Raw genomic sequence first — 24,674 nt, forward strand, 5'->3', positions numbered from 1 at the left:
AAGAGCTAAACCTGAATTAATCGTTAAACGGTATAAAATAGATGTTAAATTGACAATACAACAATAAAATAACGTTTTATCTCCTTTAAACAATTAAAAATTCGATTTAAAAAGGTCTGGTAATTTTCTTTAAAAAACACAGAATAAAATGTTAGTAGAGCATTTTTAAAGTAATAAATAATGCGCCGCTAGTTAAAAGAATGAGGTAAATATTGACTTTTTTCGAGGCCAGCAATACAGCAACTGTTGCCGCTATTATATAAGGATTCGTCAATGAAAGCGCCAACTCTCCTTCACGAATAAAAATTATAGGCACCCAAATAGCCGTTAAAACAGCAGGCGCACTAAAACTCAAAAAACTTACTACTTTGGCATTTAAGCGTAACGGAATTTTCGGGTGTATAAATAAATATCGCGTTAAAAATGTGATCATTGCCATTAATAATATAGTCACTAATGTCATCAATTTTGCTCCTGCGATTTAGATTTAACTTTTTGTTGATAACGCAAAACATAATAACCAGCGAGCATTCCCATTAGCGCGGATAAGACGAGATCTAATTCCCAACTTAATAGTTTAAAAATCACAGAGCAGCTCCCAGAAACAATGACAGCAACCAGAATAGAACTGTTTTTAATCGAAGGGATCACTAAAGCAATAAAAGTAACCGCAATGGCAAAGTCTAAACCCAGTGACGTTAAATCCGGTAAATAACTACCCGCAAAAATACCGATAATATTCCAAAGTAACCAACAAATATAAAAACTCCCTCCTGAAGCTAAAGCATATATCAGCCTGACTTTTCCCTTAAACGCTCGGCTATGTGTTGATAAAGCAAAAAGTTCATCGGTTAACAAAAAACCTAAAGGATACCGCCATCGGCTTGGCAAAACTTTCATTTTATCTCGTAACGACAAGCCATAAAGAAAATGTCGAGAACTAATAATAAACGTGGTAAATAAAATAGTGGCTAAAGGCGCATTGCCTCCAATTAATTCAGTTGCTACCAACTGAGCAGAGCCTGCAAAAACAATCAATGGCATTAATAAGGCTTCAAGCACTGAAAAATCCCGCTGAATCGCCAAAGAGCCACACAAAATCCCCCACGGTATCACGGCTAAATTTAGCGGCATCATATCCATAAAGCCTTTGATGACAATACGAAAGACTGCATTAAAACCAATTGTGTTAGAAAAGGTGGATTGCTGTTTATTTGTCTCTGACATAGTACCTTAAGCGTGAATATTGATGAGTTAGCTGATCATGCAATGCGCTTGTCCATTAATAGTTTAACTGGTGAAAAATTAATGCTATTGATTTCATTGAATTTTTAATATTATTCATTTATCAAACATTCACGATAGGTAAATAATGAAAGAAAATATTGCGTTAATCACTGGAGCGAGTCGCGGGATTGGCGCTGCAACAGCAAAACTTCTTGCTCAGCAAAATTTACATATAATTGTTCACTACCATAAAAATCAAGAAGCTGCGTTAACAGTTGTTGAGCATATTATTGAACATGATGGCTCAGCACAAGCTATTCAAGCCGATATCTCTCAAGAATCTGATATTATTGAGTTATTTAATCAAATAGACAAAATTAACGGTAAGTTAACCATGTTGGTAAATAATGCAGGTATATTATTCCAACAATCGACCATAGCAGCTTTAAACGCTGAGCAAATCAGTAAAGTGTTAAACACTAATGTCACTGGCACACTATTATGCTGCAAAGAAGCGGTGAAGCGTATGGCAATAAAATATGGCGGCAATGGCGGTGCTATTGTCAATGTCTCTTCTGCTGCCTCACGTTTAGGTGCGCCTGGTGAATATATAGATTATGCGGCTAGCAAGGGAGCCATAGACACGATAACAATAGGCTTATCACTTGAGGTCGCAGAACAAAAGATTCGTGTGAACGGAGTGCGGCCAGGTTTGATTTATACCGAAATAAACGGTGATGGTGGAGAGCCAAATCGCGTTGATCGTTTGAGCCATAATATTCCTATGAAAAGAGGCGGCCAACCTGAAGAAGTTGCCCAAGCCATTGTCTGGTTATTATCAGACAAAGCCTCTTATGTCACCGGTAGTCATATTGATTTAGCCGGCGGAAAATAATGTAAATCGATAGCGAACTGTTTTAAAATAAAGACAATGAAACGATACCCTCATCAAACGAAAACGACCACGATTACTCTACCCTCATTTTTAAGACGGGTGATGAAAGCATACGCCATTAAAGCCATCATTCGTGAGGCAGGCTGCGAACTAGCGAGAATAGGTCGTTCTCGAAACTGGCGATTAACAGCAACACCAGAAGAAATTCATCAAGTGATTTCGTTAATAGAAAGTCAAGGTGAAGACAGTTGGTTATGGGTCGCTAAAAAATTAAAACAAGATGGTCAACAATTCTCTCACCGTTTATTAGTAGATATCGCGAAAAAAAATACGGGTATCACCGTTAATGAACTGATGGCTAAAACCGATTGTACGGTAATTCAAGCAAGAAAAGTGATTGACGAAATTGAATGGTCAGATGAATAAATCATTTAGCTTAACTGTGCAGCTACCGCTTATTTGAATAAAAATCACTCAAAAAAAAGCACTCAATTGAGTGCTTTAAAAATTATCTAAACCAAAGGGTTATGATTTCTTTTTCGGCTTTGCTTTTGCCTTAGCCTTAGGTTTAGCGGCTTTTTTCTTCGCTAAGTTTTCAACCCACTTGCCATCTTCGTATGTTGCTGTCCAACCGGTGGCTTTGCCCTCAATTTCAGTCATCACATACTGCGATTTATTTTTACGACTATATCGAACAACCGCTAAATTTCCATCAGGATCTTTTACCGGCGCATCGGCTAAATAATAAAATTTAGATGAAATTCTATCTCTAAAGCGTTGTAGTTCTTCAACCTTAGGTGCACGAGTTTCTCGTGAACGTGGAAAAGTATTCGCCGCTAAGAATATTCCAGCTGCGCCATCACGCAGCACAAAGTGAGCATCTGATTTTTCACATGGTAATTCTGGCAATTGCACAGGATCTTCTTTCGGTGGCGCTGCTTCACCACTCGCTAAGAGTTTTCGTGTGTTTTTACATTCACTGTTTGTACAGTCAAAGTATTTTCCGAAACGACCATTTTTCAATTCCATATCGGCTTCACAACGGTCACATTCTAAAACAGGACCATCATAACCTTTGATTTTGAATTCACCTTTTTCGATTTCGACACCATCACATACAGGGTTATTACCACACACATGCAATTTACGTGTTTCATCAATAAGATAACTGTCCATTGCCGTACTACATTTTGGGCAACGATGCATAGCACGAAGCGCTTCGGTTTCTTGATCTTCAGCTAAAACACTGACCGCTTCTTCACCTGAAGTCAGGTTCATGGTAGTGGTACAACGCTCTTTTGGTGGTAAAGCGTAGCCAGAACAACCTAAGAAAACTCCCGTTGATGCGGTACGAATTCCCATTTTACGCCCACACGTTGGACAATCAATATCGGTTAAAATAGGCTCGTTATTGCGCATACCGCCTTCATCACTTGGCTTATCGGCTAACGCTAACTGTTCAGTAAAGTTTTTATAAAACTCATTTAACACTTCTTTCCAAACTATTTTGCCCTCAGCAATTTCATCGAGCTCTTGCTCCATTTCAGCAGTGAAATTATAGCTCATCAAGTTTTTAAAGCTGGCATCTAAACTGTCGGTAACAATTTCACCCATTTTTTCAGCATAGAAACGTTTTTTATCTAAGCGAACATAACCACGATCTTGAATGGTGGAAATAATCGAAGCATAGGTAGAAGGACGTCCAATAGAGCGTTTTTCTAATTCTTTTACCAAAGATGCTTCACCAAAGCGTGCAGGTGGCTTAGTAAAATGTTGTGAAGGTTCAAGTTTAACCAACTCGAGTTTCTCCCCAACCGATAGATCAGGAAGATGAGTGTCTTTATCACCTTTAGACAATTGTGGATGTACTTTCGTCCAACCATCGAATTGCATGACTCGACCTTTAGCTTTCAAGTCAAAGCCCGCTGCGCTAACAGTTAGCGTACTAACAGTATAACGAGCTGCGGTCATTTGACAGGCAACAAATTGACGCCAAATCAAGTCATATAATTTTTTACAATCATCATCTAATTTTTCAATAAAGGCGGCTTCAAGTTTTACATCTGAAGGACGAATAGCCTCATGCGCCTCTTGTGCGTTAGCTTTACTACCATAAGTTTTTGGCTGTTCAGGTAAGTAATTATCACCAAAATTCTTACTAATATACCCACGACACATTTCCACGGCATCTTTACTTAAATTAGTAGAATCAGTACGCATATAGGTGATATGCCCTGCTTCATAAAGGCGCTGAGCTAAACCCATGGTACGTTTAACGCCGTAACCTAAACGTGTACTTGCCGCTTGTTGCAACGTAGAAGTAATAAAGGGTGCTGAAGGAGAACTTTTCGACGGTTTGTCTTCACGTTTACTCACTTCGTAACTAGCAGGCTCTAAAATAGCTAACGCGGCTTTGGTGTCTTTTTCATTGGTAGGTTTGAACGCCTTACCATTTTGATGGGTTACATCAAGCGCTAAGGTTTGGTTATCTTGGGTACTAGTATCTGCACTGATCTCCCAAAACTCTTTCGGATCAAAAGCTTTTATTTCACGTTCTTTTTCAACCACTAATTTAACGGCAACGGATTGAACGCGGCCTGCCGATAAACCTCGGGCGACTTTTTTCCACAGTAATGGGCTAACCATGAAACCAACAACACGATCTAAAAAGCGGCGTGCTTGTTGAGCATTTACGCCCGGCATACTTAACTCACCAGGTGAAGCAAACGCTTGTTGAATTGCGTTTTCGGTTATCTCATTAAAAACGACACGCTTAAATTTGTCGTCTTCACCACCGATAATTTCTTTCAAATGCCATGCAATCGCCTCTCCCTCGCGATCCAAATCGGTTGCGAGATATACAGTATCGGCTTTTTCGGCAAGCTTTTGTAATTCGGAAACAACCTTTTCTTTACCGGGTAACACCTGATAAGTAGCTTGCCAATCCTTTTCGGGATCAATCCCCATACGGTTTACTAACGCTTGTTTGTCGCGTTTAGCTTTATATTTAGCTTTCGCCTCGGGAGACATTTTTCTCACTTCTGCAGGAGATTTTGCCGCTACTTTTTTACCGGTACTACTATGTGGAAGATCACGCACATGACCAACACTCGACTTAACGATAAAATCTTTCCCAAGATATTTGTTAATTGTCTTAGCTTTTGCAGGAGACTCGACAATTACAAGAGATTTTGACATATATTTTTTTAACCCTACATTTACTGATTAACACATCAGTGTTTCATTATCTTACCTGTTGTATAAGCATGATAAATAAGTTTACAAGCGAGCAATATTCAAACGTTAGTACAACTCGATAATGTTAAAATTTAATTAATTTCTGAAATTACTATTAGATATATCTGTTAATTAGCAAGCTGACAAGCAATTATTTTTTATAAATTAACCTATTCGTATAATTTCGTTATAATAGCTTTGATAATTTTTCGGCGTAATCATAGTCGAGTTTTCACGAGAAATTAAGAGCTAATGCACTAATATTTTCGCCTTGCCTTAAAATTTCAACGTATTTTGAATATTTTCTAACGCACAACCCTAAGATTGTAGATAACTACAACAGCAAAACTAAAAGAGAATAATTATGACAAGCCAGTCTTTATTTTTAGACAAAATCAAACAAAGTTTATGCCCGCCTGGAAATGGCGTGTTTACAGTGAATACTGCAAAAGAGCGTAAAGAACAATTACATCAAGCATTGTACGGCCAAACAGATAACATCGAATCTATTTGGTCTGATAGCTTAAATAACCTTCCCGATTCTTCTGCTGCAGTTATATTAGGCATTGCATCAGATTGTGGCGGCGGCATATTAAGAGGTGCCAATTGGGGGCCTCTATTTGTTCGTTCGACGTTATTAAATCAACACTCAGGTTTAAATGTATTTGATATGGGAGATGTCAGAGTTATCCCTCACCTTTTACACGATAAATACTTAAATGAACCTACTATCGCCAACTGTCGTAAAGCCTTATATCAAGATAAAGATAGCGATTTAGCAGTAAGTCCATTAACGATCACAGAAGATGTCCTGCATGATTTTTATGCAGAGTTTCCAAACAAAGGCATTTTTGGCATAGGTGGCGATCATTCAATTAGCTATCCATTAACCAAAACCTATTTACAAGCGAAGAAGAAACAAGGAAAGCGAGCAGCTATTATCCATTTTGATGCACACACAGATTTATTAATAGAGCGTTTAGGCATCGACTTATGTTTTGGTTCGTGGTGTACACATATTTTAGATGACCTGCATGAAAAAAATCATTTAATCCAAATTGGTATTCGCTCAAGCGGTAAACCTAAAGAGCACTGGGAAAGCACATTCGGCGTAAAACAACATTGGGCTCACGAAATCAGAGAAAACGGCGTAGCACCGATTATAGCGAATATTTTAAGCCAACTAAAAGAACAAGCGATTGACGAGTTATATGTCAGCTTTGATATTGATGCGATCGATGAAGCTTATGCTTCTGCAACTGGCACACCAGAGCCTGACGGTTTAACGCCTGTTGAAGCGATGGATATTTTAAAAGCATTAGCTGAGCAATACCCTATAACAGGTGCTGATATGATGGAAATAGCACCATTTACTGACAGTTCAGGTCGTGGTGCTAGTAGCAGTGAAACGACTTTAAAAGTAGGTGGAGAGATTTCAGCATTTTTACTCAATGAAATGGCAAAAAATTAAAAGTATGTGTAAGTTGCTTATTACTATATAAGTTACTTTTAAAGATAAAAAAAACCGCTAAAAAGCGGTTTTTTTATTCGCAGTAATATAAGTTTCTTATTGAATAACAATATTAATGCCATTAAATACGGTTGTTACTCCACTTGGTGTTTCTACAACAATTTCTAATGGACCGCTAGTTGGCTCAGCCTCACCTTTAATAGCAACACCAAAACTGCTGCCTCCGTTACTGGCATCACCAGGCCAAGTATAAGTTCCTGTGCCAACAACAGAACCAACACTTGCAACAAAGGATACCAAAGTACCAGATGGCATAGGTTGATTATGTAAATCAGCAATAATAATACTTACAGTGCCCGTGCTCTCACCTGCAATATATAAAGATGTATCTTCACTATTATAGTTAGGATTTGCTACTTCAACTTCTGGAGTATTAGGATCATTATCATCATCTTGATAAACCGTTTGACTCACCGAATCATTTGTCGCTGTTAACGTAATATAAGGCGATGTACCCGACATAATAATAATGGTTGAGCCTCTAACATTGGTGGAAACTTTTTCTGATTTTTTCGTAGGATCAGGCTCATCATCTGGGTTAGCACAATATTGATTACTAATCGTGGAGCCAGGATTAGTCACATCATTTAAACCACACAAAACACCGTTATAAACGTTATCTTGAAGATCAAAAACCCCGTTATTATTAAAATCAACAAATTCTTCTAATTCACCACCAATTTCAGCGCTGGTTTCAACCGGGTTATATACAAAGTCTTCATTGTGATCAACATAAGCTTCTTTTAAGTCATAAGGCATATCACTAACATTTAAACCTTGGAATAACGTAAATTCACTTTCATCAAAACGACCATTGCCATTTTTATCGGGAAATGATTCTTCACCAATAGCCGTTGCTAATATTGATACACGACCACCATACTCTTGACCTAGGTAGTTTTTACCATTGGCCAAAGGTTCTCGAGCACAGAATATTGCCGGATTATTATTATCGGCAACCGTACAAAAAGAATTGGTTAGCGTTTGCCCTGCTGGTCTAGGGTTTTGACTTGTCCACATTACCGAACAAACACCATTTTGCGTAGTACAAGAAGAACCAATAGAACCGCCTTCTGTGGTAAAGTTCACCGCTGTTCCATCAGGAACTGGATTATTGAAAGCATCAGCCATTCGAACAGTAACAGGTACTTCAACACCATCTACGGTCCAAGCTTCTGGGTTAGCGTTCCCACGAGCGATACTAAAACTATCTTGATCCGGTAAACCTGTTGAAACCACTAATTGGCTCGATTGAGTAAACACCACTGTCCCATCTAAGGTCGCTGTTGAAGCAATAACACGAATAGTTGTAGGTACTGTGCCAGAATTAACAACCGTTTGTACTATCCCTTCGGCATTACTGGTTGCTTCATTTTGACTCAATTTAATTCCGCCAACATCGGTATTTAATGCAAAATTAACTACTCGATTATTATACGGATTACCATCAGTATCTTTAACTTTAAATACCACGGTTGAACTTTCTGAACCTGATACGATGCCGGCACCTAATATTCCAATATTTTGTGGCGTAGCTGAAACAAATTCAATACTGCCAATGTCAGCCGGTAAAACATTGATAGAACCCGAAGCCGATAGATTTATCCCACCAGCATTAGCGGTGACATTTATTGGGTCATCTCCAACACAGCCTTGTGCAAGATAAGTACTTGTTGCAATGCCGTTAGAGGTAGTAATTGGACTACTTAATTTAGCAACAGATTGTGTGGAACAACTAGAAGAAAAATTAACATCGACAGGCTCAGTAAATAAATTCCCCTGATCATCAATAATAGACACGGTAATAACGCTGGTACCACCTGCTGATATTTGATCGAGGCTAATCTCTGCTACGCCTTTAACAAAAGGCTCACCACTGCCCATTGAAACAGTTGATGAACCAACAACAAAAATTGATTTACCTGTTTCACCACTCGTTATGGTGGCTGTGACTTCACCTGCACCAAGATTATCACCGGCAAAAATATCAACAACCGCTACATTATTATCATCAGTTATCGCTGAAGCGATAGGAATATCACCTACAGTTGATGAAAAATTAACAATTAACGGTGAATTAATACCTTCAAGTGTTGCCACAACTCGACCAGGTTTTGATGCAGTAATAGTATTCGTTTCATTTCCATCTTCATCAATCAGTGAAACTGTTATTTTAATATCGCCACCGACATTAATATCATCACCTTGGGTATTAAACCCCAGTGGGACACTAGATGTTTCACCTGAACTTAACGAAGCGGTAATTTCTCCTGCGCCACGCACTGTTCCAGCAGTTAATATAATTGTTGCAACACCACTTTCATCTGTTAATGCCGATCCTGAGGCTGGTGAAAAAGCCCCTAAATCAGTTTCAAAAGTTACAGCTCTTCCTACGACAGGCTCTGTGCCTTGCATAACAGTTGCCGTGACATTAACTGGCTCAGCTCCTGTGACTGTCGTGTTTGAAATCGCTAACGTAAGTGTTATTTCATCAGTAGTATCCGTATCATTGTCAACGGTACCACCTGAACTAAGGCTACCATCTCCGCCACCACAGCCGATGAGACCAATGAAAAACATAATGAAACTTAAGCGTCTAAATAGCGCCATAAAAGCATCTCCCTGATGATGTTTTTGTTGTAAGCACCTTAATATTAACCGAAAAAAAACAAAAAGGTCACTAACTAATTAAAAAAAGCTTTTCTTATGAGGTTTTTAATCCACTAAATAGCTGATAACCTTAAGGCTGAAACACTTTTTAACTCAATAAAAAATTATAAAAATATGACAAATAAACATACTTCAAGTTTAACGACACGCATTGTAATAGGCATGGTGTCAGGTATTTTACTTGGGTTTTTATTACAAAAACTCATGCCCAATAGTTCTGATTTTGTGATCCCACTATATATTTTTGATATATCGATTCGAGCATTATTTGTCGAAGGTATTTTTAACGTAGGTGGACAAATATTTGTCGCCAGTTTAAAAATGCTAGTGGTGCCATTAGTGTTTGTATCACTAATTTGCGGAACTTGCTCTTTAAAAGATACGTCAAAATTAGGTAGGATTGGCGGGAAAGCTATTGCTTTATATTTGATTACTACTGCCATTGCAATTAGTTTTGCAATGAGTTTGGCATTGTTATTAAGCCCTGGTGAAGGGGTGAATATGACCGCTAACACCACGTTTGCAGCGAAAGAAGCCCCGTCGCTCGCTCAAGTATTTATTCAAATGTTTCCAAGCAACCCTTTTGCTGCTTTTGCCCAAGGTAATATGTTACAGGTTATTATCTTTGCTTTGCTTTTTGGTATAGCTATCGCACTTTCAGGAGAAGCTGGAGAGCGAGTGTCAAAATTATTCGAAGACTTAAATGTCGTTATCATGCGTTTAGTAACCATTTTAATGAATTTAGCCCCTTATGGTGTTTTCTGTCTATTAGCGAAATTATTTACGGACCTTGATATTAGTACGATCAAAAACCTTGGTATGTACTTTGGCGTGGTATTTTTTGCTTTAGTCATTCATGGCACTGTGACATATTCAGTAATATTAAAATTATTCACGGGACTTAACCCTCGCATCTTTATCAAAAAAATGCGCGATGCTATTTTATTTGCTTTCTCAACTTCAAGCAGTAACGCGACTATTCCGGTAACCATGGAAACCGCCACTAAAAAAATTGGTGTCGATAATTCTATAGCATCTTTCACCGTGCCTTTAGGCGCCACCATAAATATGGACGGTACCGCAATTATGCAAGGTGTTGCCACGGTCTTTATAGCGCAAGTATTTAATGTTGATTTATCGTTATCAGACTTTTTGATGGTGATTTTAACGGCAACATTAGCTTCAATAGGAACGGCAGGTGTGCCTGGCGTTGGATTAATCATGTTGGCTATGGTACTTGAGCAAGTGGGTTTACCGGTTGAAGGTATCGCGATTATCATTGGTGTTGATCGTCTATTAGATATGACAAGAACCGCTGTCAATGTTACCGGTGATTGTATGGTAACCACCGTGGTTGCAAAATCAGAAGGTCAATTTAATGAGTCAGTATTTTTAAATAAAAATGCTGGTCAAAAGATTGAAGAGATCGACTTTCATCATATTAACAAAGAGAGTTAATGCAATTAGTTAGCAAGCAATAGTCAATTTCAACGAATTAAAAAAGGTGCTTAATGCACCTTTTTAATTTTCTGCTAAACAAGATTAGTTATCGGGTAATTAAATATAATTTTTCTTTTAAATAACTCACCTTAAATGTTCGTTGAGCAAAGGTTTTATCCGCCAATTCATGCTCCGCTATACATTTCACATTAAAATTAGGAAATAAACGGTTAAGGTCATGCTCAAAAATAGCAAAAGGAGGGCCTGATAACTCCTGCTGTGGAAATTCTAGTGAGATCAAAAACAATTGCGTATGTTCACTGATAAACTCAGCTAAATGACTTGAGTAGCTCTGTTGCATTGTTTGCGGTAAAGCAATAATCGCTGCGCGATCATATATCCAATCAAAGTCTGGTAATAACTCTGTGGAAAGCTTAAAAAAGTCCCCTTGCCATAAAGTAATATTTTCAAAGCAATATTGTTTAAAGGTTTCTTGCGAATGTTTATCTTGAATATAAGTAGGCGTAACTGCTAGATTTTTTTCTCGAAAAAAGTCGCGACAAGCAATATCACTTAGCTCTGCCCCAACGACATCAAAATGTTCAGCAAGCCAGACCATATCATCTGACTTACCACATAAAGGCACTAAAACCGCTTGATTTTTATCAGTGTTGCTCTCAACATTTTTAGCGGATATCAAGGGTAATAAGTGCTGATAAAGAAAAGGGTGTACCGTCGTTTGGTGAAACCCTAAACTATTTTTTTCCCAGCAAGCATGCCAAAAAGAAGCTTTCATTAACGAACTTTTTAACTAGGAAAAATTCGATTGTTTTGCCATAACTTTCCTAAGAAAGATTCAGCAGATAAAGAAGCTGCTTTAGAAAACTTTTCAGCAAGGCCTTTCTTCGTTGCATATTTAATAGCAATCACTTTACTGGTTTTGCTTGCTTGGCATAAGTAATCGTCACTGGTGGTCACTACATCAACTAAGCCAACATCAATGGCTTTTTTACCCGACCATGTTTCGCCTGTCGCCACTTTTTCAATATCTAATTGAGGACGGTTTTCGCTGACATGCGCTTTAAATAAATCATGCATTTCTTCAATTTCTTCAACAAATTTCTCGCGGCCTTCATCGGTATTTTCGCCAAACATGGTTAATGTTCGTTTATATTTACCCGCAGTTAATTGTTCAAATTCAACATCATTTTTCTTTAAAATTTTATTAAAATTAGGTATTTGAGCTATTACGCCAATCGATCCTAAAATAGCAAAAGGTGCAGATAAAATTTTATCTGCCACACATGCCATCATATAACCACCACTGGCGGCAACTTTATCCACAGAAACGGTTAAAGGTATTTTTGCTTGGCGTATTCGTTCTAATTGAGACGCGGCTAACCCGTAACAATGTGCCATTCCCCCGCCACTTTCTAAACGAACTAAAACCTCATCTTTATCGGTCGCAACTAATAAAATAGCCGTGATTTCTTCGCGAAGTGATGAGACTTCCTTCGCATCAATACTGCCTTTAAAATCAATGACAAAAAGTTTAGGTTCATGGGCTAAATCGTCACCATCAGCCTGCTTTTTAGCGGCTGCTTTATCTGCCTTTTCTTTTTCCTTGGCTTGTTTTTTCTCTTGTTTTTCTTTTTCTTTTAATTGCTCTTTGTTTAACAAATGATGATTCATTTCATGTTCAATATCGTGTAATTGCTCAGAAATATCGGTGATTTCCAGCTCTCCTTTCTTGGAACCTTGTTTCATGGCAGATGAAGCGATCAAGGCAATAATGGCGGCGAAGGCCAACACAAACGTAATGGTTTTAGCAAAAAACAAACCATATTCATATAAAAATTCCAAAGTGACTCTCCAAAGTACGGGTAATTATTTAACAGGTAAAGGGACTACCTGTTTCTTTTATAACTATTAAATGGGGATGAAATATCATAAAAAAAGCCCTCTTGCTAGAGGGCTTTATAAACATGATCAAATAATCAAAAATAAGATAACCTTAATGAACGACTTCGGTATCCGTTACCATGATCATTTGACCGTCTGTCGCATAGAAGCCTGCCATTTGAGATTGCATCTCTTGAGTAGCACGACCACTTAATTCTGCATCAGGTGACGCATCATTAGGTCTTGGGTCTAAAATAGAACCATGATGACCATTGATAAATCTTACGGCACCTGATCCCATAGCAGTTTCAGAAACACTCGGTAAGCCAAGTAAAGCAATTGCCGGCTCAGTTCCACCAAGTGGTGTATAAGGAGCCGTGTTAGTCACGACTTGATCCGGCAAATTATCCATACCATTACCGACAACTTCAAACAATAACGTTGGCGTTTGAGTCGCCGCTAAAGCGCCTACATAGTTAATAGGATCACCCGAACCAGTCACTGTTTGTGCAATTAACGTAAATTGTGCAAAGCCAGCTTCTAAAGCTGCTTTTTGGCTATCATCTAAACTAGCATAAAAGCCTTCATATACTGCTGAAAGTTGATCTTGTGTATAACCTGCAGGAAATTGTGCATCTACAAACGCTTTAAAATCAGCAGATGATGCATAGGTTAAATTAGATTTAACTAACGATGAAAACGCTGGAGACGACACACCGAAGTTTGCCAACATTAAACCAGGCATCGCTAACACATTACTGGTGATTTTCGTTAACGCATCTACTTGAGGTGTCAATGGCGTATTCGCTAACGCTAACGCATTAATACCGTAAATAGCCCCTAACGAATGCCCTAAGAAATGCACTTTCGAGCTATTAATGTTAATTGGATTTCCTGAAGCATCAGCACCACCAAAGAAGTTAAGACCTAAGCGTAAACCCAAAATATCAAAAGCACTTTGACGTGTATTATCTCTCATGGTCAGTAAACTTGCTAAATTCACATAGTGTAATGCACTAACAGACGAAGCACTAATATCATCTTGACCATTACCTGTTAAATCAAACCCTCTAGTACCATGAAGAGGATAATCAATAGCCGCCGTAGCAAAACCATTAATTGATAACATACCCGTAGCTAATAACATCGCTTCTTTGGTTGAAGTGATACCGTGTTGCATAATAACAACAGGCCAACCATCAGCAGGTTCAGCGATAGGGTCCATACCGAAACTTGCTCGTACTGGATTTACCCAAGCTAAATCAGGCGTTGTCATTTGGACATCAATGGCCATTGAAGCTGTTTGTTTTGGTACTGGATTATATTTGGTTAAGTTACGTTCAGTATCAATTCCTAAATCACGTAAGCCTGGAGCTGCTAAACCGCTTGCTGCAGAAATAGCCATACACATAGCGTCAGTTTCACTGATTGGACTTGCAGGTATTGCAGCAGGGTTTTGAGCTGCTAATCCTGCTAGCATCGCACCTGAATCACAAAGACCTGTCCACCACGTATTGGTTGGTGCTAACGGGTTTTCAGCAGTTGGAACACCTAAATAGTAAGGTAAGGTAATACTACCTTTCATATAATTAGCTGCTGAATATAAAGGTACTGCTTCCGCCGGAATTTGTCCCGCTAAAACATCAGCAACCGATAATCCAGTATCCGCCATGCCTATTGATGGAAAAATACCTTGTTGTAAGTTATTCGCCATCAAACTTTTTAAGCTAAATAAGACGTCAGTAGTTGATTGTGTCGTCATTGCCATAGTGTAAATAATTGAATCATCTTCAACACCTGCACTGATAACGGCATCTTCATAACTATTAATCACTGCTTGTAAGCCACGTTGAGCATCATCACCCAAAGGTTGCGTGGCTGCATCTTGACGCATTAATTCATAGTAAGTAGAACCGGCAACTGGATTACCTTCTAAATCTTGCAAACTGTTTGTCATTGCAATCAAGTATGTAGTAGAACCTTTTAAAGGTTTTAAAGGGACAAAAGCAACATCATTACCTGATGCTTGAGTAATGAAATCTTCTGAGAACATGAGTTCTTTGACTATTTTACACGCTAAACCACGAGGAACCGCAGCACAATCAGCATCATTGCTGTCTCCGCCCATAATGGCTTCAAACACTCTTATCGAAGAGGAATTCAATGCAGAACTTGGATCTAATGATGAACCTTCAGGGAAATCAATACCTAAAACAAACGGTTGTGCTGTTGCCCAACCATCTAGTGCACTAGCAGCAACGAAAGGATCTGAGCCATCGGTAGGATCTTCCACAGGAATTTCTAATGTTCCATCTTTCGTGCCTTGAAAAATCAAATCATTGGGTACAGATAAGCCATCAATTCCTAGCGATGGGTCAAAAATAACACGACCTGGAATTACAACAGAAGAACCATTTTCTGCAATTTCATTTTTTACATCTTGAACCGATTCATCATCACAAGCCGATAACCCAAGGGTTGAGGCAATTGCGAGACTTAGAACTAGTTTATTCATTATTTCTCCCCAGATACTAGTCTTTATTTTTATTTATTATAGGTGATGATATTGAGCAAGCATCAACTAGTTAGACCAGTTAAACTTAACCCAAGAATTCACTTAGTGCTAGCGGTTTTTTAAATAATTGCTAAATTGTTCGCTTTTTTAAGGAATATCATCAACATTTTACTCGTCAGTGTTTATCTCAAAGAGTAGAATACCCCCACTATTTTTACTATTTATTTTTCATATGTTTAATTACACACCTTCCGAAAATTGCTTACAAAATAAAACGATCTTAGTAACTGGTGCCGGTAGCGGCATTGGCCGACAAGCCGCACTAACTTACGCAACCTTAGGCGCGACTGTAATTTTATTAGGAAAGACTGTTGAAAAGCTTGAAAGCATTTATGATGAAATCGTTGAGAATGGTTATGCTGAGCCAGCCATTATCCCTTTAGATTTAAAAGGTGCGACCAAACAAAACTACATTGATATGGCATCAACCATCGCGAATCAATTTGGTAAACTTGATGGCGCTTTATTTAATGCTTCAATGTTAGGTGAACTTACGCCTTATAGTCAGATACATGAACAAATATGGCATGACGTAATACGAGTAAATGTCACGGCTCAACATTTAATGGCACAAGCTTTGATTCCTACCTTATTGCTTGCTGACAACGCGTCTTTAGTGTTTACATCATCAGGCGTTGGCAGCAAAGGACGAGCATTTTGGGGACCATATAGCGTGTCAAAATTTGCGACCGAAGGTTTAATGCAAGTGATCGCTGATGAATATGATGAATCGACACTGAGAGTAAATGCGATTAACCCAGGCGCAACTGCAACGCCTATGCGAGCCAGAGCTTACCCTGCAGAAAATCAAGAAAAGCTATCAACAGCTGAGCAAATAATGCCACTGTATGTATATTTGATGTCAGACGATAGTAAATCCGTGACGGGCAAAGTACTGAATGCTCAGTAATGACATTGTTTTTTACACTTAAAAGAAAAAACCGACATTAAGTCGGTTTTTTATTATTCCATTATCACAGAGAAAAAGTAATTGGCTCGCTAACGAAGTTCTCTTCTTAAAATTTTACCAACATTACTTTTCGGTAATTCATCTCTAAATTCTACTTGTTTTGGCACTTTGTAATTCGTTAAATTAATACGACAATGCGCGATAATATCTTCTTTTGTTAATGACTTATCTTTTAAAACAACAAATACTTTTATTTCTTCACCGCAAACTTCATGAGGAACACCGATGGCCGCGGCTTCTAATACGCCTGTGTGAGAAACAATAATTTCTTCAATTTCATTTGGAAAGACATTAAACCCAGAAACAATGATCATATCTTTTTTACGATCGACGATTTTAAAAAAGCCATTTTCATCCATAGTGGCAATATCACCTGTTGCCAGCCAGCCATCTTTTAATATTTCATCAGTCGCTTCAGGGCGATTATAATAACCAGTCATCACTTGCGGACCTTTAACCCACATTTCTCCCGGTTCATCAATAGCAGCCTCACTACCATCATCTTTAACAATGCGAATATCTGTCGAAGATGCCGGTAAACCTATCGTGCCCGTATAGTGTTTTTGATTATAAGGACATAAGGTAACTAAAGGCGCACATTCTGTTAACCCGTAACCCTCCAATAATCGTGTGTTGGTAACTTCTTCCCATTTTTCAGCCACAGGACGTTGAACGGCCATGCCGCCGCCTAATGATACTTTTAAATAACTAAAGTCTAAATCAGCAAAACCTGGCGTATTTAATAAACCATTAAACAAAGTGTTAACACCGGTTAGTGCCGTAAATTGATATTTTGAGAGTTCTTTGACAAAACCAGGCATATCTCGCGGATTGGTAATAAGTAAATTTGTCCCACCTAAGGTAATAAACGTTAAGCAATTCGCGGTTAATGCAAAGATGTGATAAAGCGGAAGCGCCGTTACGACAAGCTCTTTTCCCTCTTCTAATTGAGGCTTAATAGCGGCTTTCGCTTGTTGAAGGTTTGATACCATATTACGATGCGTTAACATAGCGCCTTTTGAAACGCCTGTCGTACCGCCCGTGTATTGTAGAAATGCTAAATCATCTCCAGTAAGCAATACAGGTGTATAGGGTAATGCCAAGCCTTTACTTAAAACGTGATTAAAACGAACGGTGTCAGCAAGCTTAAAACTAGGCACCATTTTTTTCACGTATTTAACAGCAAAATTGACGATAGCACCTTTTACCATACCTAAACGATCACCCAGTGAGGTTAAAATAACATGCTCAACAGGGGTTTTATCAATCACTTGCTCTAAGGTATTAGCAAAGTTTTCAATAATTAATATGGCTTTCGTGCCTGAATCTTTTAATTGGTGCTCTAACTCTCTTGCTGTATAAAGCGGGTTCACGTTTACTACCGTGAGCCCAGCTAATAAAGCGCCAAATAACGCGATCGGATATTGCAAGCAATTAGGCACCATAATGGCAAATTTATCGCCTTTTTTTAACCCCATTTCTTGTTGTAAATACGCGGCAAAGGCTTTGGCTTGTTGCTCTAATTCTGCGAAAGTTATTTCAGCACCCATATTAATAAAAGCAGGACGGTTTGCGTAAATACCTACATACTTATTAAACAACTCAACTAAAGAAGCATACTTATCAGGATCTATTTCATGTGGAACTCCTGGTGGGTAACTTTTTTCCAACCAAATTTTATGAGCGGCACTTTGCACTTGCTATCTCCTCTTCGTATTAGCAACTTCAACACTAGACTTTTATTAGTGAATTTTTGTCAGTATAGTTTAATCACTTAACAATTTATTATAGTAATGTTTAATGAGTCTAGGCTTTATTATTTTTAAACGCTTGTTTGAATCATGAAGTTTTACTTGAATACTGGTCTAATGTCTATAATTTTTCCACGCTTTCTCAACATTCGTCAGAAAAAACTAATGATCGTCCTGATTTTCAATAAATGACTCAATAAAGACTGCTGTTTTTTTAGCTTGTTCCATATGAATATGGTGACCTCCGGTTAATTTATGAGCTGTAAAACATTTAAATAAAGGGGCAAAATGTTCCAACCCTAGTTCAACTAGCTCAATTCCTTTATCACCATATATAAGTTGTACTGGCGTGGTAATATCTTGGATAAATTGTTTTGCTTGAGAAAAAGTTAATCGATAAGGCGAGGTATTTCTTAGCCGACTATCGGATCGCCAAGTAATACCTTTATCGAGCGTGATACAACCTCGCTCAACAATTAATTTTGCATCTTGATAACTAAGATCAGAAACACTTCTACGTGCTGTAATGGCTGACTCAAGATCACCATGAAGTGGTTTTCTTTTTGATTTCAGCTTTAACCGACTTAACATACCTTTACGTAATTGTTGGGTAGTTTCTGCTGACTTGGCACTTATAAAACCGATGGAATCAATTAAAGTTAAGCTTTTTACTTTTTCTGGAAAAGCCGCGGCAAAAGCGGAAGCTATCATGCCCCCCATAGAATGCGCAACGATATCAACCGACTGCCATTGATTAAATTCAAAAAGTAACACTAAGTCATAAACATAATCGATAAAATGATAATGGGCATCTTGACTACGATGGGCAGAGTGTCCATGCCCTGGCCAATCAATCGCAATGATTTGATAATCATTGAGCTCAGTCATTAACGGAACAAAGCTAGCCGCGTTATCTAACCAGCCATGCAGACATAAAAGAATAGGTTGACACTTATGCCCTTTCTTTAAACCGCGCAATTCAATTTCAGGCATTGAATATCGAATATCTTCGATAGCTTGATTATGTTCGATTGTATTGAACGGGGATCGATTGTGCTTCGATTGATTAGTCATTAATTACTTTTTTTCGTTGAACTTGCCTTTTTTACATTTTTATTAACGGGATAAAAGATAGGAGAATAATGGCGTGGGCGAGGATTATACCAAAGCGATGGTGTATACCACATAGGTTGATGGGTAATTTTCACATCAATTTTCTTAATTTCTTTCCATAAATGTATCTTGCTGGCCTTTAATACAGGGTAATCATATTCATGTTCGCCAATTTTTCCGGCTTCAGTTTTAGCAACTTTACCTATCGCGGTAATGCTACGTCCTTCTTTATAAATAATCGGATCGAGAAACCCTTGATAATAGACTTTAAAGCGGCCTTGTGTTTGATCTTTTTGTAAAGGTCGAGTTGAAGAACTTAATTGAAAATGAACCACTTCAAGCATAGTGTTTTCAGCATTATTTTCAATTTTGGCGATAACCCCACCCCAACGAGCATCATTGCCTAAATGAGCAGAATTATTATCCCTGACATCGATAAAAGACGTTAAAGCAACATTGTCTTCCACACGCACTGACTCAGGAATATGGACACACCCAGAAACAAAAATAGTAAGCGACAATAAAACTAACAGCTTCTTTAACATAATAAATTCCTTTGATTTTAATGCGTCTAGTATTAATTAATAAAAAATATAAATAATAAAAGAACTAAATAACAAAACGATTAAATACTTTACTGAACACTATTTTTAACGAGGTTTTAATTGCGTTAATTTTAGCACCCCAATACCACCGAGAGTAAACCAGATACAAACCCAAACAAATTCGGGTATTCCCGTTAATTGAGCTAATGAAGCGCCATCACCTATTGAACGGCCATCAATCAAATACCACGGACTTTTCAGACTATTTAATAAAACGCTTGTGCCAATCAATTGCAATAGTATTTGAAAATATTGTAAATTTTCGAGCTTAAACTTTAACACTATTACCACCAATAAAACCGCCATAATAGCAAAACTAAGTAAATCTCTAATCCAAAAAATAATGGTTGATAGCAATAGTATCAGTATTACCGCACTAAATATTTGCGCAATACGTTGATGCATGGCGGCAAAATAATAAATAGCTACGCCCCAAAACACAGCACCGGCATAACCAAAAAAGCTAATTAACAACCGATTTCCACCTTGCGTAGTACATAAACCAGCACCATTTGGAAACAATTGTATGTTGATAATACTACCACCCGTCACTAATGCTGCAATACCATGACTTACTTCATGAAAATAACTTTCAAACCACTTTAACGGTAAAGAAACAATAGGAACTTCAAGCAAGAGTGCCGCTGAAAGGAAAATAATCCAAAAGCGATATTGATTAAAAAAAGAAGTTGATGGTAACTTTTCAGACATGAAGTAATGTAGAATTAACGCAGTGCATTAAGCATATAAGTCAACACCAAACGTTTCTTGAATGCTGTCTCTCTGTGCAATTCCACCAATCGACTGATATGCAGATACTGCCGTTAAATTTTGTTGGGATGGTTGATCATAGCCCGCTTTTTGTGACTCAGGCGCTTGACTTCGACTTTGAACATTATTGTCAACATTGGCATTTAGCTGTTGACTTTGTTCAACGAGTTCAATAGCCGCTGGATCAATATCCAAACGTTCATTGTCATTATTTTGCTGAGTATTTTGTGTGTTCTGTTGACGTGCTTTTTCTTGCTCTTGTTGCACCACTAAACGATCACGCTGTTCATTAACGCGAGATTGTTGTTCTCCGCCTATATTCAATGCGGATTGTGGGGTAAATGAACTAGCACTATTAATTTGCATAACTTAAATTTATCAAATTTTCGAAAGAAAACAAAATATAATCATAAAATAATGGTTTTATTCTCTGCCCGGTAATTTCTTCCAAGACACGGTATCGCGAACATAAACAGGTTGTGCATACTCCGCACTAACACCATTCCCTGCTTGAAACTCATGTTTAGCAATAGTTAGCATAGCGCTGGCATCGGGAAATAATATTTCTGGAGAGTCTGGATTCGTTTTTAACGATGATAACTCAGCTGGATAAGCATCCCAACCTGAACCCACGCCATAAGATTTTTGTGTATGCGCGTTTAGATATTCAGCTAGATCTGCAGGAGGTAAGACTTTTTCGTCAACAACAGGAGTCATAACACCGTGCTCATTTAATTGATAAAAACCGGCGTAAACTTCAGACATTCTCGCGTCAATTACCGCAATTACTTCAGTTTGTTGATACTTTTCATACGCTTGTTGTGCCATTGTTTGTAGCGTTGACACACCGACAACTGGTAATTCTGCAGAAAATGCCAAACCTTGCGCAACACCTACACCAATACGAACACCAGTAAAACTTCCAGGGCCCCGACCAAAAACTAAACCATCAAGTTCAGCTAATTCTATTTTTGCTTGCTTTAATAAACGATCAACCATAGGTAACAAAACTACACTATGTGATTGCGGGCATAATTCAAATTCGCTGTGCAAATGATTTTCAAGGTTTATGGCAACTGAACAAGCTTCTGTAGAAGCATCTATCGCAATATATTTTGACATACTATTCTTTTTCAATGGTTAAATTATTTGAGGTAAGGGTCGCTAAAAAATGACTCGCTTTTTCAATATTTCTGCTTCGTCTCATATCTGGTAAGCTTTTTAAAAAGACTTGCCCGTATGGACGAGTTACTAATCTATCGTCACATATTACCATGACACCTTGGTCGGTAACATCACGAATTAACCTTCCAACTCCTTGTTTTAATGCAATGACCGCTTGAGGCAACTGAATTTCACTAAAGGGATCACCGCCTTGACGACGAACATCTTCACTTCGAGCTTGTAACATAGGATCGTCTGGAGACGCAAAAGGTAACTTATCAATAATAACACAGGTGAGCTTGTCCCCTCTGACATCAACACCTTCCCAAAAACTGGCTGTTGCTAATAATACCGCAGAATCCCTGGCGATAAACTCATCAAGAATTTTGCGTTTGCTCATTTGCCCTTGCACAAGTAAAGGGTTTTGAATGTGCTCTGATAATATTTCCGCGACTTGGTTTAACATTCGATAACTTGTGAACAAAAAGAAACAAGCTCCCTGACTTGCTTCAATTAACGGCATAGCAATATTAGCAAGTGCTTGAGCGCGTTGAGGGTGATTGGCAGCAGGTAAATAACGTGGCACGATCAGCTGGGATTGATTGATATAATCAAAAGGACTATCTACGAGTAATGTAGTCGCTTGTGTTAACCCTAATTGGTCTGAGAAATGTTCAAATCCGCCATTAACAGCAAGTGTTGCCGAGGTAAATACCCAACCAGCATTTGAATCTTTAATATAATCACTGAATTTTTCCGCGACACTTAATGGCGTTAAATGTAACACAACATGACGACGAGTAGTTTCATACCAAAAACTCATACCGTTTTGCTCAACATTAGCCATTATCTCGTATTTTGACAGTATATTCACTGCACGTTCAAAGCAATTATCAATCGCTTCATTTCGAGATAAACACAATTTAATGACCTGATATAAAAAATCTAGATCGGTTTTTAAATTCTTAAAAGCCTGATTAAATCGAGGCAGATTAATTTTTTCACGCCAATTACCACGCTCGGGATCATGATTAAATAACAACCTAAATTCTTGGGCTGTTTTTTGGCATTTTTCCGCCGCTTTTCCTAATTGTTTCACATCGGTTAATTCCGTATGAAACTGCTGAATAACATCAGAGCATAAATCTAAGATCTGACGGGTAGAAAACGCTTCGCCAAAATACTCACTTGCAATATCAGGAATTTGGTGTGCTTCATCAAAAATAACAACGTCAGCTTTAGGAATTAATTCACCAAACCCAGTATCTTTTAAGGCCATATCAGCAAAAAACAAATGGTGATTTACCACAACCACATCGGCATCTATTGCTTTTTTTCGAGCATTAATTAAATAACAATCATCAAAATGCGGACAATCTTTCGCTAAACAATTATCGACAGTACTTGTCACATATGGAAAAATCCCAGAATCTTCAGCCACATTCACCAATTCGCCAATATCGCCGCTGGTGGTTGAATTGGCCCACTTTCGAACATTAACAAAATCAGCCAGCATTGCAGCATCAAGTTGACCGCGCTCTTTGACATAAAGTTCCAGTCGATAAATACATAAATAGTTAGCCCGCCCTTTTAATAAAGCAATTTGCGCGTTAGTTGCCATGGCTTTTCGTATGAGGGGAATATCTTTATGAAAAAGTTGTTCTTGAAGGTTCTTGGTTCCCGTAGAGACAATTATTTTTTTTTCAGACAGTAATGACGGGATCAAATAAGCGAATGTTTTCCCTGTGCCCGTGCCTGCTTCCACAATTAAACTTGCTTTATTTTCAATCGCTAAATCAACTTCCACCGCCATATCTATTTGAGCTTGACGAGGTGAATAGCCCTTAAGAATTTTAGCCAATAAGCCAGATTGAGAAAAAGCGTGTGCTACAAGAGACATATCGTGAGGTTAACTCATTCGATAAAATATTTGTCGTCATTATACTGATTCCAACAAAAGTTGCATCGAATAACCTCTGACTCCATACATTTAAATCTCATGAAGAGGAAAGTTTAACGGGCATTTCTCTAACTTTTAAATTCACCCCGCTTTCAATTAAAAATTGATAAAAATCAACCAAGTTACAACTTTCAACTTGTTGACAAACAATACCATATTTAATAATTGCTCTTTTGTTACTTTGCAATGCCGCTTGTTGCAACCAATATAAAGCAAGGTCTAAATTCTTATCTGTTGCAAGCCCTTCAAGATACATTTGTGCTAAACGAATTTGCCCTTTTGGGAATCCTAATGTTGCCGACTGGGTAAAATATTGGAATGCTTTATGTAAACCTTGTTCGTCATACGGATCTTCAAAATAAGCGACACCAGACAAATATTCTTTTTTACCCAAAATAAAGGAACTTGAGTTTTCAGGAGGCGTTGCGGGACTGATGAAGTTACCAAAAACTTTGTTTTGCCAAGGTCGTTTGACTAGATAAATAGCGCCAGCGTTTCTTAATGCTTGAATTTCTTGATGTGAAAAGTTAAAGCGTTCGGGCTGAAAATATTCATTGTATCTTAATTGACCAAAGCGAATACTATCTGCAGCTTTATGCTTACTTGGAAATAATAAATCACCGTAACGTAATGTAATAATATCACCGGTGATATCAAAGACCTTGGCAATTCTATATTTTTCTTTTGGTCTTAAACTTTCATTAAATAAACGAAAATCTAAAAAATAAATATCATCAATTTTAGGTGATAAAACGAGCTGTTCAGTAAGCGATTGTTCAACGTGATGTTGTTGATACTTGAAAGCAATTAAAGATGCTACCAGCATAAGAACAACGAATTTAAGCAGGTTAGCGATAAAGGTG

At 38.0% G+C, this 24,674-nt stretch carries 20 protein-coding genes; 5 read left to right on the forward strand and 15 right to left on the reverse strand.

Annotated features, from left to right (window positions below; all coding sequences use genetic code 11):
- Positions 1-151 precede the first annotated feature (151 nt).
- The gene (locus RM573_RS02380) at positions 152-463 is read right to left on the reverse strand and encodes an AzlD domain-containing protein (RefSeq protein ID WP_311576648.1); all 312 of its coding nucleotides are present in this window, start codon (positions 461-463) and stop codon (positions 152-154) included.
- Positions 463-1,143, reverse strand: a complete 681-nt coding sequence (locus tag RM573_RS02385; protein ID WP_432280203.1) for an AzlC family ABC transporter permease — start codon at positions 1,141-1,143, stop codon at positions 463-465. The genes RM573_RS02380 and RM573_RS02385 overlap by 1 nt, the downstream gene beginning before the upstream one ends.
- A 229-nt stretch (positions 1,144-1,372) precedes the next feature.
- On the opposite strand from RM573_RS02385, the gene RM573_RS02390 reads away from it, so the two are divergent.
- A complete protein-coding gene (locus RM573_RS02390) occupies positions 1,373-2,122 on the forward strand; it encodes an SDR family oxidoreductase (protein WP_311576656.1) in 750 nt (249 codons plus the stop codon).
- Between the two features lie 36 nt (positions 2,123-2,158).
- Positions 2,159-2,548: a ribosome recycling factor family protein gene (locus RM573_RS02395; RefSeq protein ID WP_311576660.1), complete on the forward strand. Its 390-nt coding sequence runs from the start codon at positions 2,159-2,161 to the stop codon at positions 2,546-2,548.
- 99 nt (positions 2,549-2,647) lie between these two features.
- Here the strand turns inward: RM573_RS02395 and topA are convergent, their stop codons facing one another.
- Positions 2,648-5,320, reverse strand: coding sequence for a type I DNA topoisomerase (gene topA, locus RM573_RS02400; RefSeq protein ID WP_311576664.1), 2,673 nt, complete (start codon positions 5,318-5,320; stop codon positions 2,648-2,650).
- A gap of 403 nt (positions 5,321-5,723) precedes the next feature.
- Here topA and RM573_RS02405 point away from each other — a divergent pair, with 403 nt between their 5' ends.
- Positions 5,724-6,830, forward strand: coding sequence for an arginase family protein (locus RM573_RS02405; RefSeq protein ID WP_311576667.1), 1,107 nt, complete (start codon positions 5,724-5,726; stop codon positions 6,828-6,830).
- A 96-nt stretch (positions 6,831-6,926) separates the two neighbouring features.
- Here the strand turns inward: RM573_RS02405 and RM573_RS02410 are convergent, their stop codons facing one another.
- The gene (locus RM573_RS02410) at positions 6,927-9,500 is read right to left on the reverse strand and encodes a hypothetical protein (RefSeq protein ID WP_311576670.1); all 2,574 of its coding nucleotides are present in this window, start codon (positions 9,498-9,500) and stop codon (positions 6,927-6,929) included.
- A gap of 174 nt (positions 9,501-9,674) precedes the next feature.
- Between RM573_RS02410 and RM573_RS02415 the strand changes: the two genes are divergently transcribed.
- The gene (locus RM573_RS02415; RefSeq protein WP_311576673.1) at positions 9,675-11,018 is read left to right on the forward strand and encodes a dicarboxylate/amino acid:cation symporter; all 1,344 of its coding nucleotides are present in this window, start codon (positions 9,675-9,677) and stop codon (positions 11,016-11,018) included.
- An 88-nt stretch (positions 11,019-11,106) separates the two neighbouring features.
- On the opposite strand, the gene RM573_RS02420 is transcribed toward RM573_RS02415, so the two are convergent.
- From RM573_RS02420 to RM573_RS02430, 3 genes are all read right to left on the reverse strand, one after another.
- Positions 11,107-11,796 (reverse strand): class I SAM-dependent methyltransferase, encoded by a 690-nt coding sequence (locus RM573_RS02420; RefSeq protein WP_311576677.1) that lies wholly within the window; start codon positions 11,794-11,796, stop codon positions 11,107-11,109.
- Positions 11,797-11,807: 11 nt separating this feature from the next.
- Complete coding sequence (sohB, locus tag RM573_RS02425; RefSeq protein WP_311576680.1) at positions 11,808-12,863, reverse strand: protease SohB; 1,056 nt, start codon at positions 12,861-12,863, stop codon at positions 11,808-11,810.
- 151 nt (positions 12,864-13,014) lie between these two features.
- A complete protein-coding gene (locus RM573_RS02430) occupies positions 13,015-15,417 on the reverse strand; it encodes a VolA/Pla-1 family phospholipase (protein WP_311576683.1) in 2,403 nt (800 codons plus the stop codon).
- A gap of 232 nt (positions 15,418-15,649) precedes the next feature.
- Here RM573_RS02430 and RM573_RS02435 point away from each other — a divergent pair, with 232 nt between their 5' ends.
- Positions 15,650-16,387, forward strand: a complete 738-nt coding sequence (locus tag RM573_RS02435; RefSeq protein WP_311576685.1) for a YciK family oxidoreductase — start codon at positions 15,650-15,652, stop codon at positions 16,385-16,387.
- A gap of 89 nt (positions 16,388-16,476) precedes the next feature.
- On the opposite strand, the gene fadD is transcribed toward RM573_RS02435, so the two are convergent.
- The 8 genes from fadD to RM573_RS02475 all read right to left on the reverse strand — a co-directional run bounded on the left by fadD (position 16,477) and on the right by RM573_RS02475 (position 24,637).
- Complete coding sequence (gene fadD, locus RM573_RS02440) at positions 16,477-18,144, reverse strand: long-chain-fatty-acid--CoA ligase FadD (RefSeq protein ID WP_311576688.1); 1,668 nt, start codon at positions 18,142-18,144, stop codon at positions 16,477-16,479.
- A 216-nt stretch (positions 18,145-18,360) separates the two neighbouring features.
- On the reverse strand, positions 18,361-19,272 hold the full coding sequence (locus tag RM573_RS02445) for an alpha/beta fold hydrolase (protein ID WP_311576691.1): 912 nt from the start codon (positions 19,270-19,272) through the stop codon (positions 18,361-18,363).
- The gene (locus tag RM573_RS02450) at positions 19,272-19,856 is read right to left on the reverse strand and encodes a Slp family lipoprotein (RefSeq protein WP_311576694.1); all 585 of its coding nucleotides are present in this window, start codon (positions 19,854-19,856) and stop codon (positions 19,272-19,274) included. The genes RM573_RS02445 and RM573_RS02450 overlap by 1 nt, the downstream gene beginning before the upstream one ends.
- A 105-nt stretch (positions 19,857-19,961) precedes the next feature.
- On the reverse strand, positions 19,962-20,627 hold the full coding sequence (locus RM573_RS02455; protein WP_311576697.1) for a M50 family metallopeptidase: 666 nt from the start codon (positions 20,625-20,627) through the stop codon (positions 19,962-19,964).
- 27 nt (positions 20,628-20,654) lie between these two features.
- On the reverse strand, positions 20,655-21,053 hold the full coding sequence (locus tag RM573_RS02460) for a hypothetical protein (protein ID WP_311576701.1): 399 nt from the start codon (positions 21,051-21,053) through the stop codon (positions 20,655-20,657).
- 57 nt (positions 21,054-21,110) lie between these two features.
- On the reverse strand, positions 21,111-21,809 hold the full coding sequence (tsaB, locus tag RM573_RS02465; protein ID WP_311576706.1) for a tRNA (adenosine(37)-N6)-threonylcarbamoyltransferase complex dimerization subunit type 1 TsaB: 699 nt from the start codon (positions 21,807-21,809) through the stop codon (positions 21,111-21,113).
- Between the two features lies 1 nt (position 21,810).
- Positions 21,811-23,751: a DNA repair helicase YoaA gene (gene yoaA, locus RM573_RS02470; RefSeq protein WP_311576710.1), complete on the reverse strand. Its 1,941-nt coding sequence runs from the start codon at positions 23,749-23,751 to the stop codon at positions 21,811-21,813.
- Between the two features lie 97 nt (positions 23,752-23,848).
- Complete coding sequence (locus tag RM573_RS02475; protein ID WP_311576713.1) at positions 23,849-24,637, reverse strand: tetratricopeptide repeat protein; 789 nt, start codon at positions 24,635-24,637, stop codon at positions 23,849-23,851.
- Positions 24,638-24,674: the final 37 nt, after the last annotated feature.

Source organism: Thalassotalea castellviae, assembly GCF_031846185.1.
Classification (GTDB): Bacteria; Pseudomonadota; Gammaproteobacteria; order Enterobacterales; family Alteromonadaceae; genus Thalassotalea_H; species Thalassotalea_H castellviae.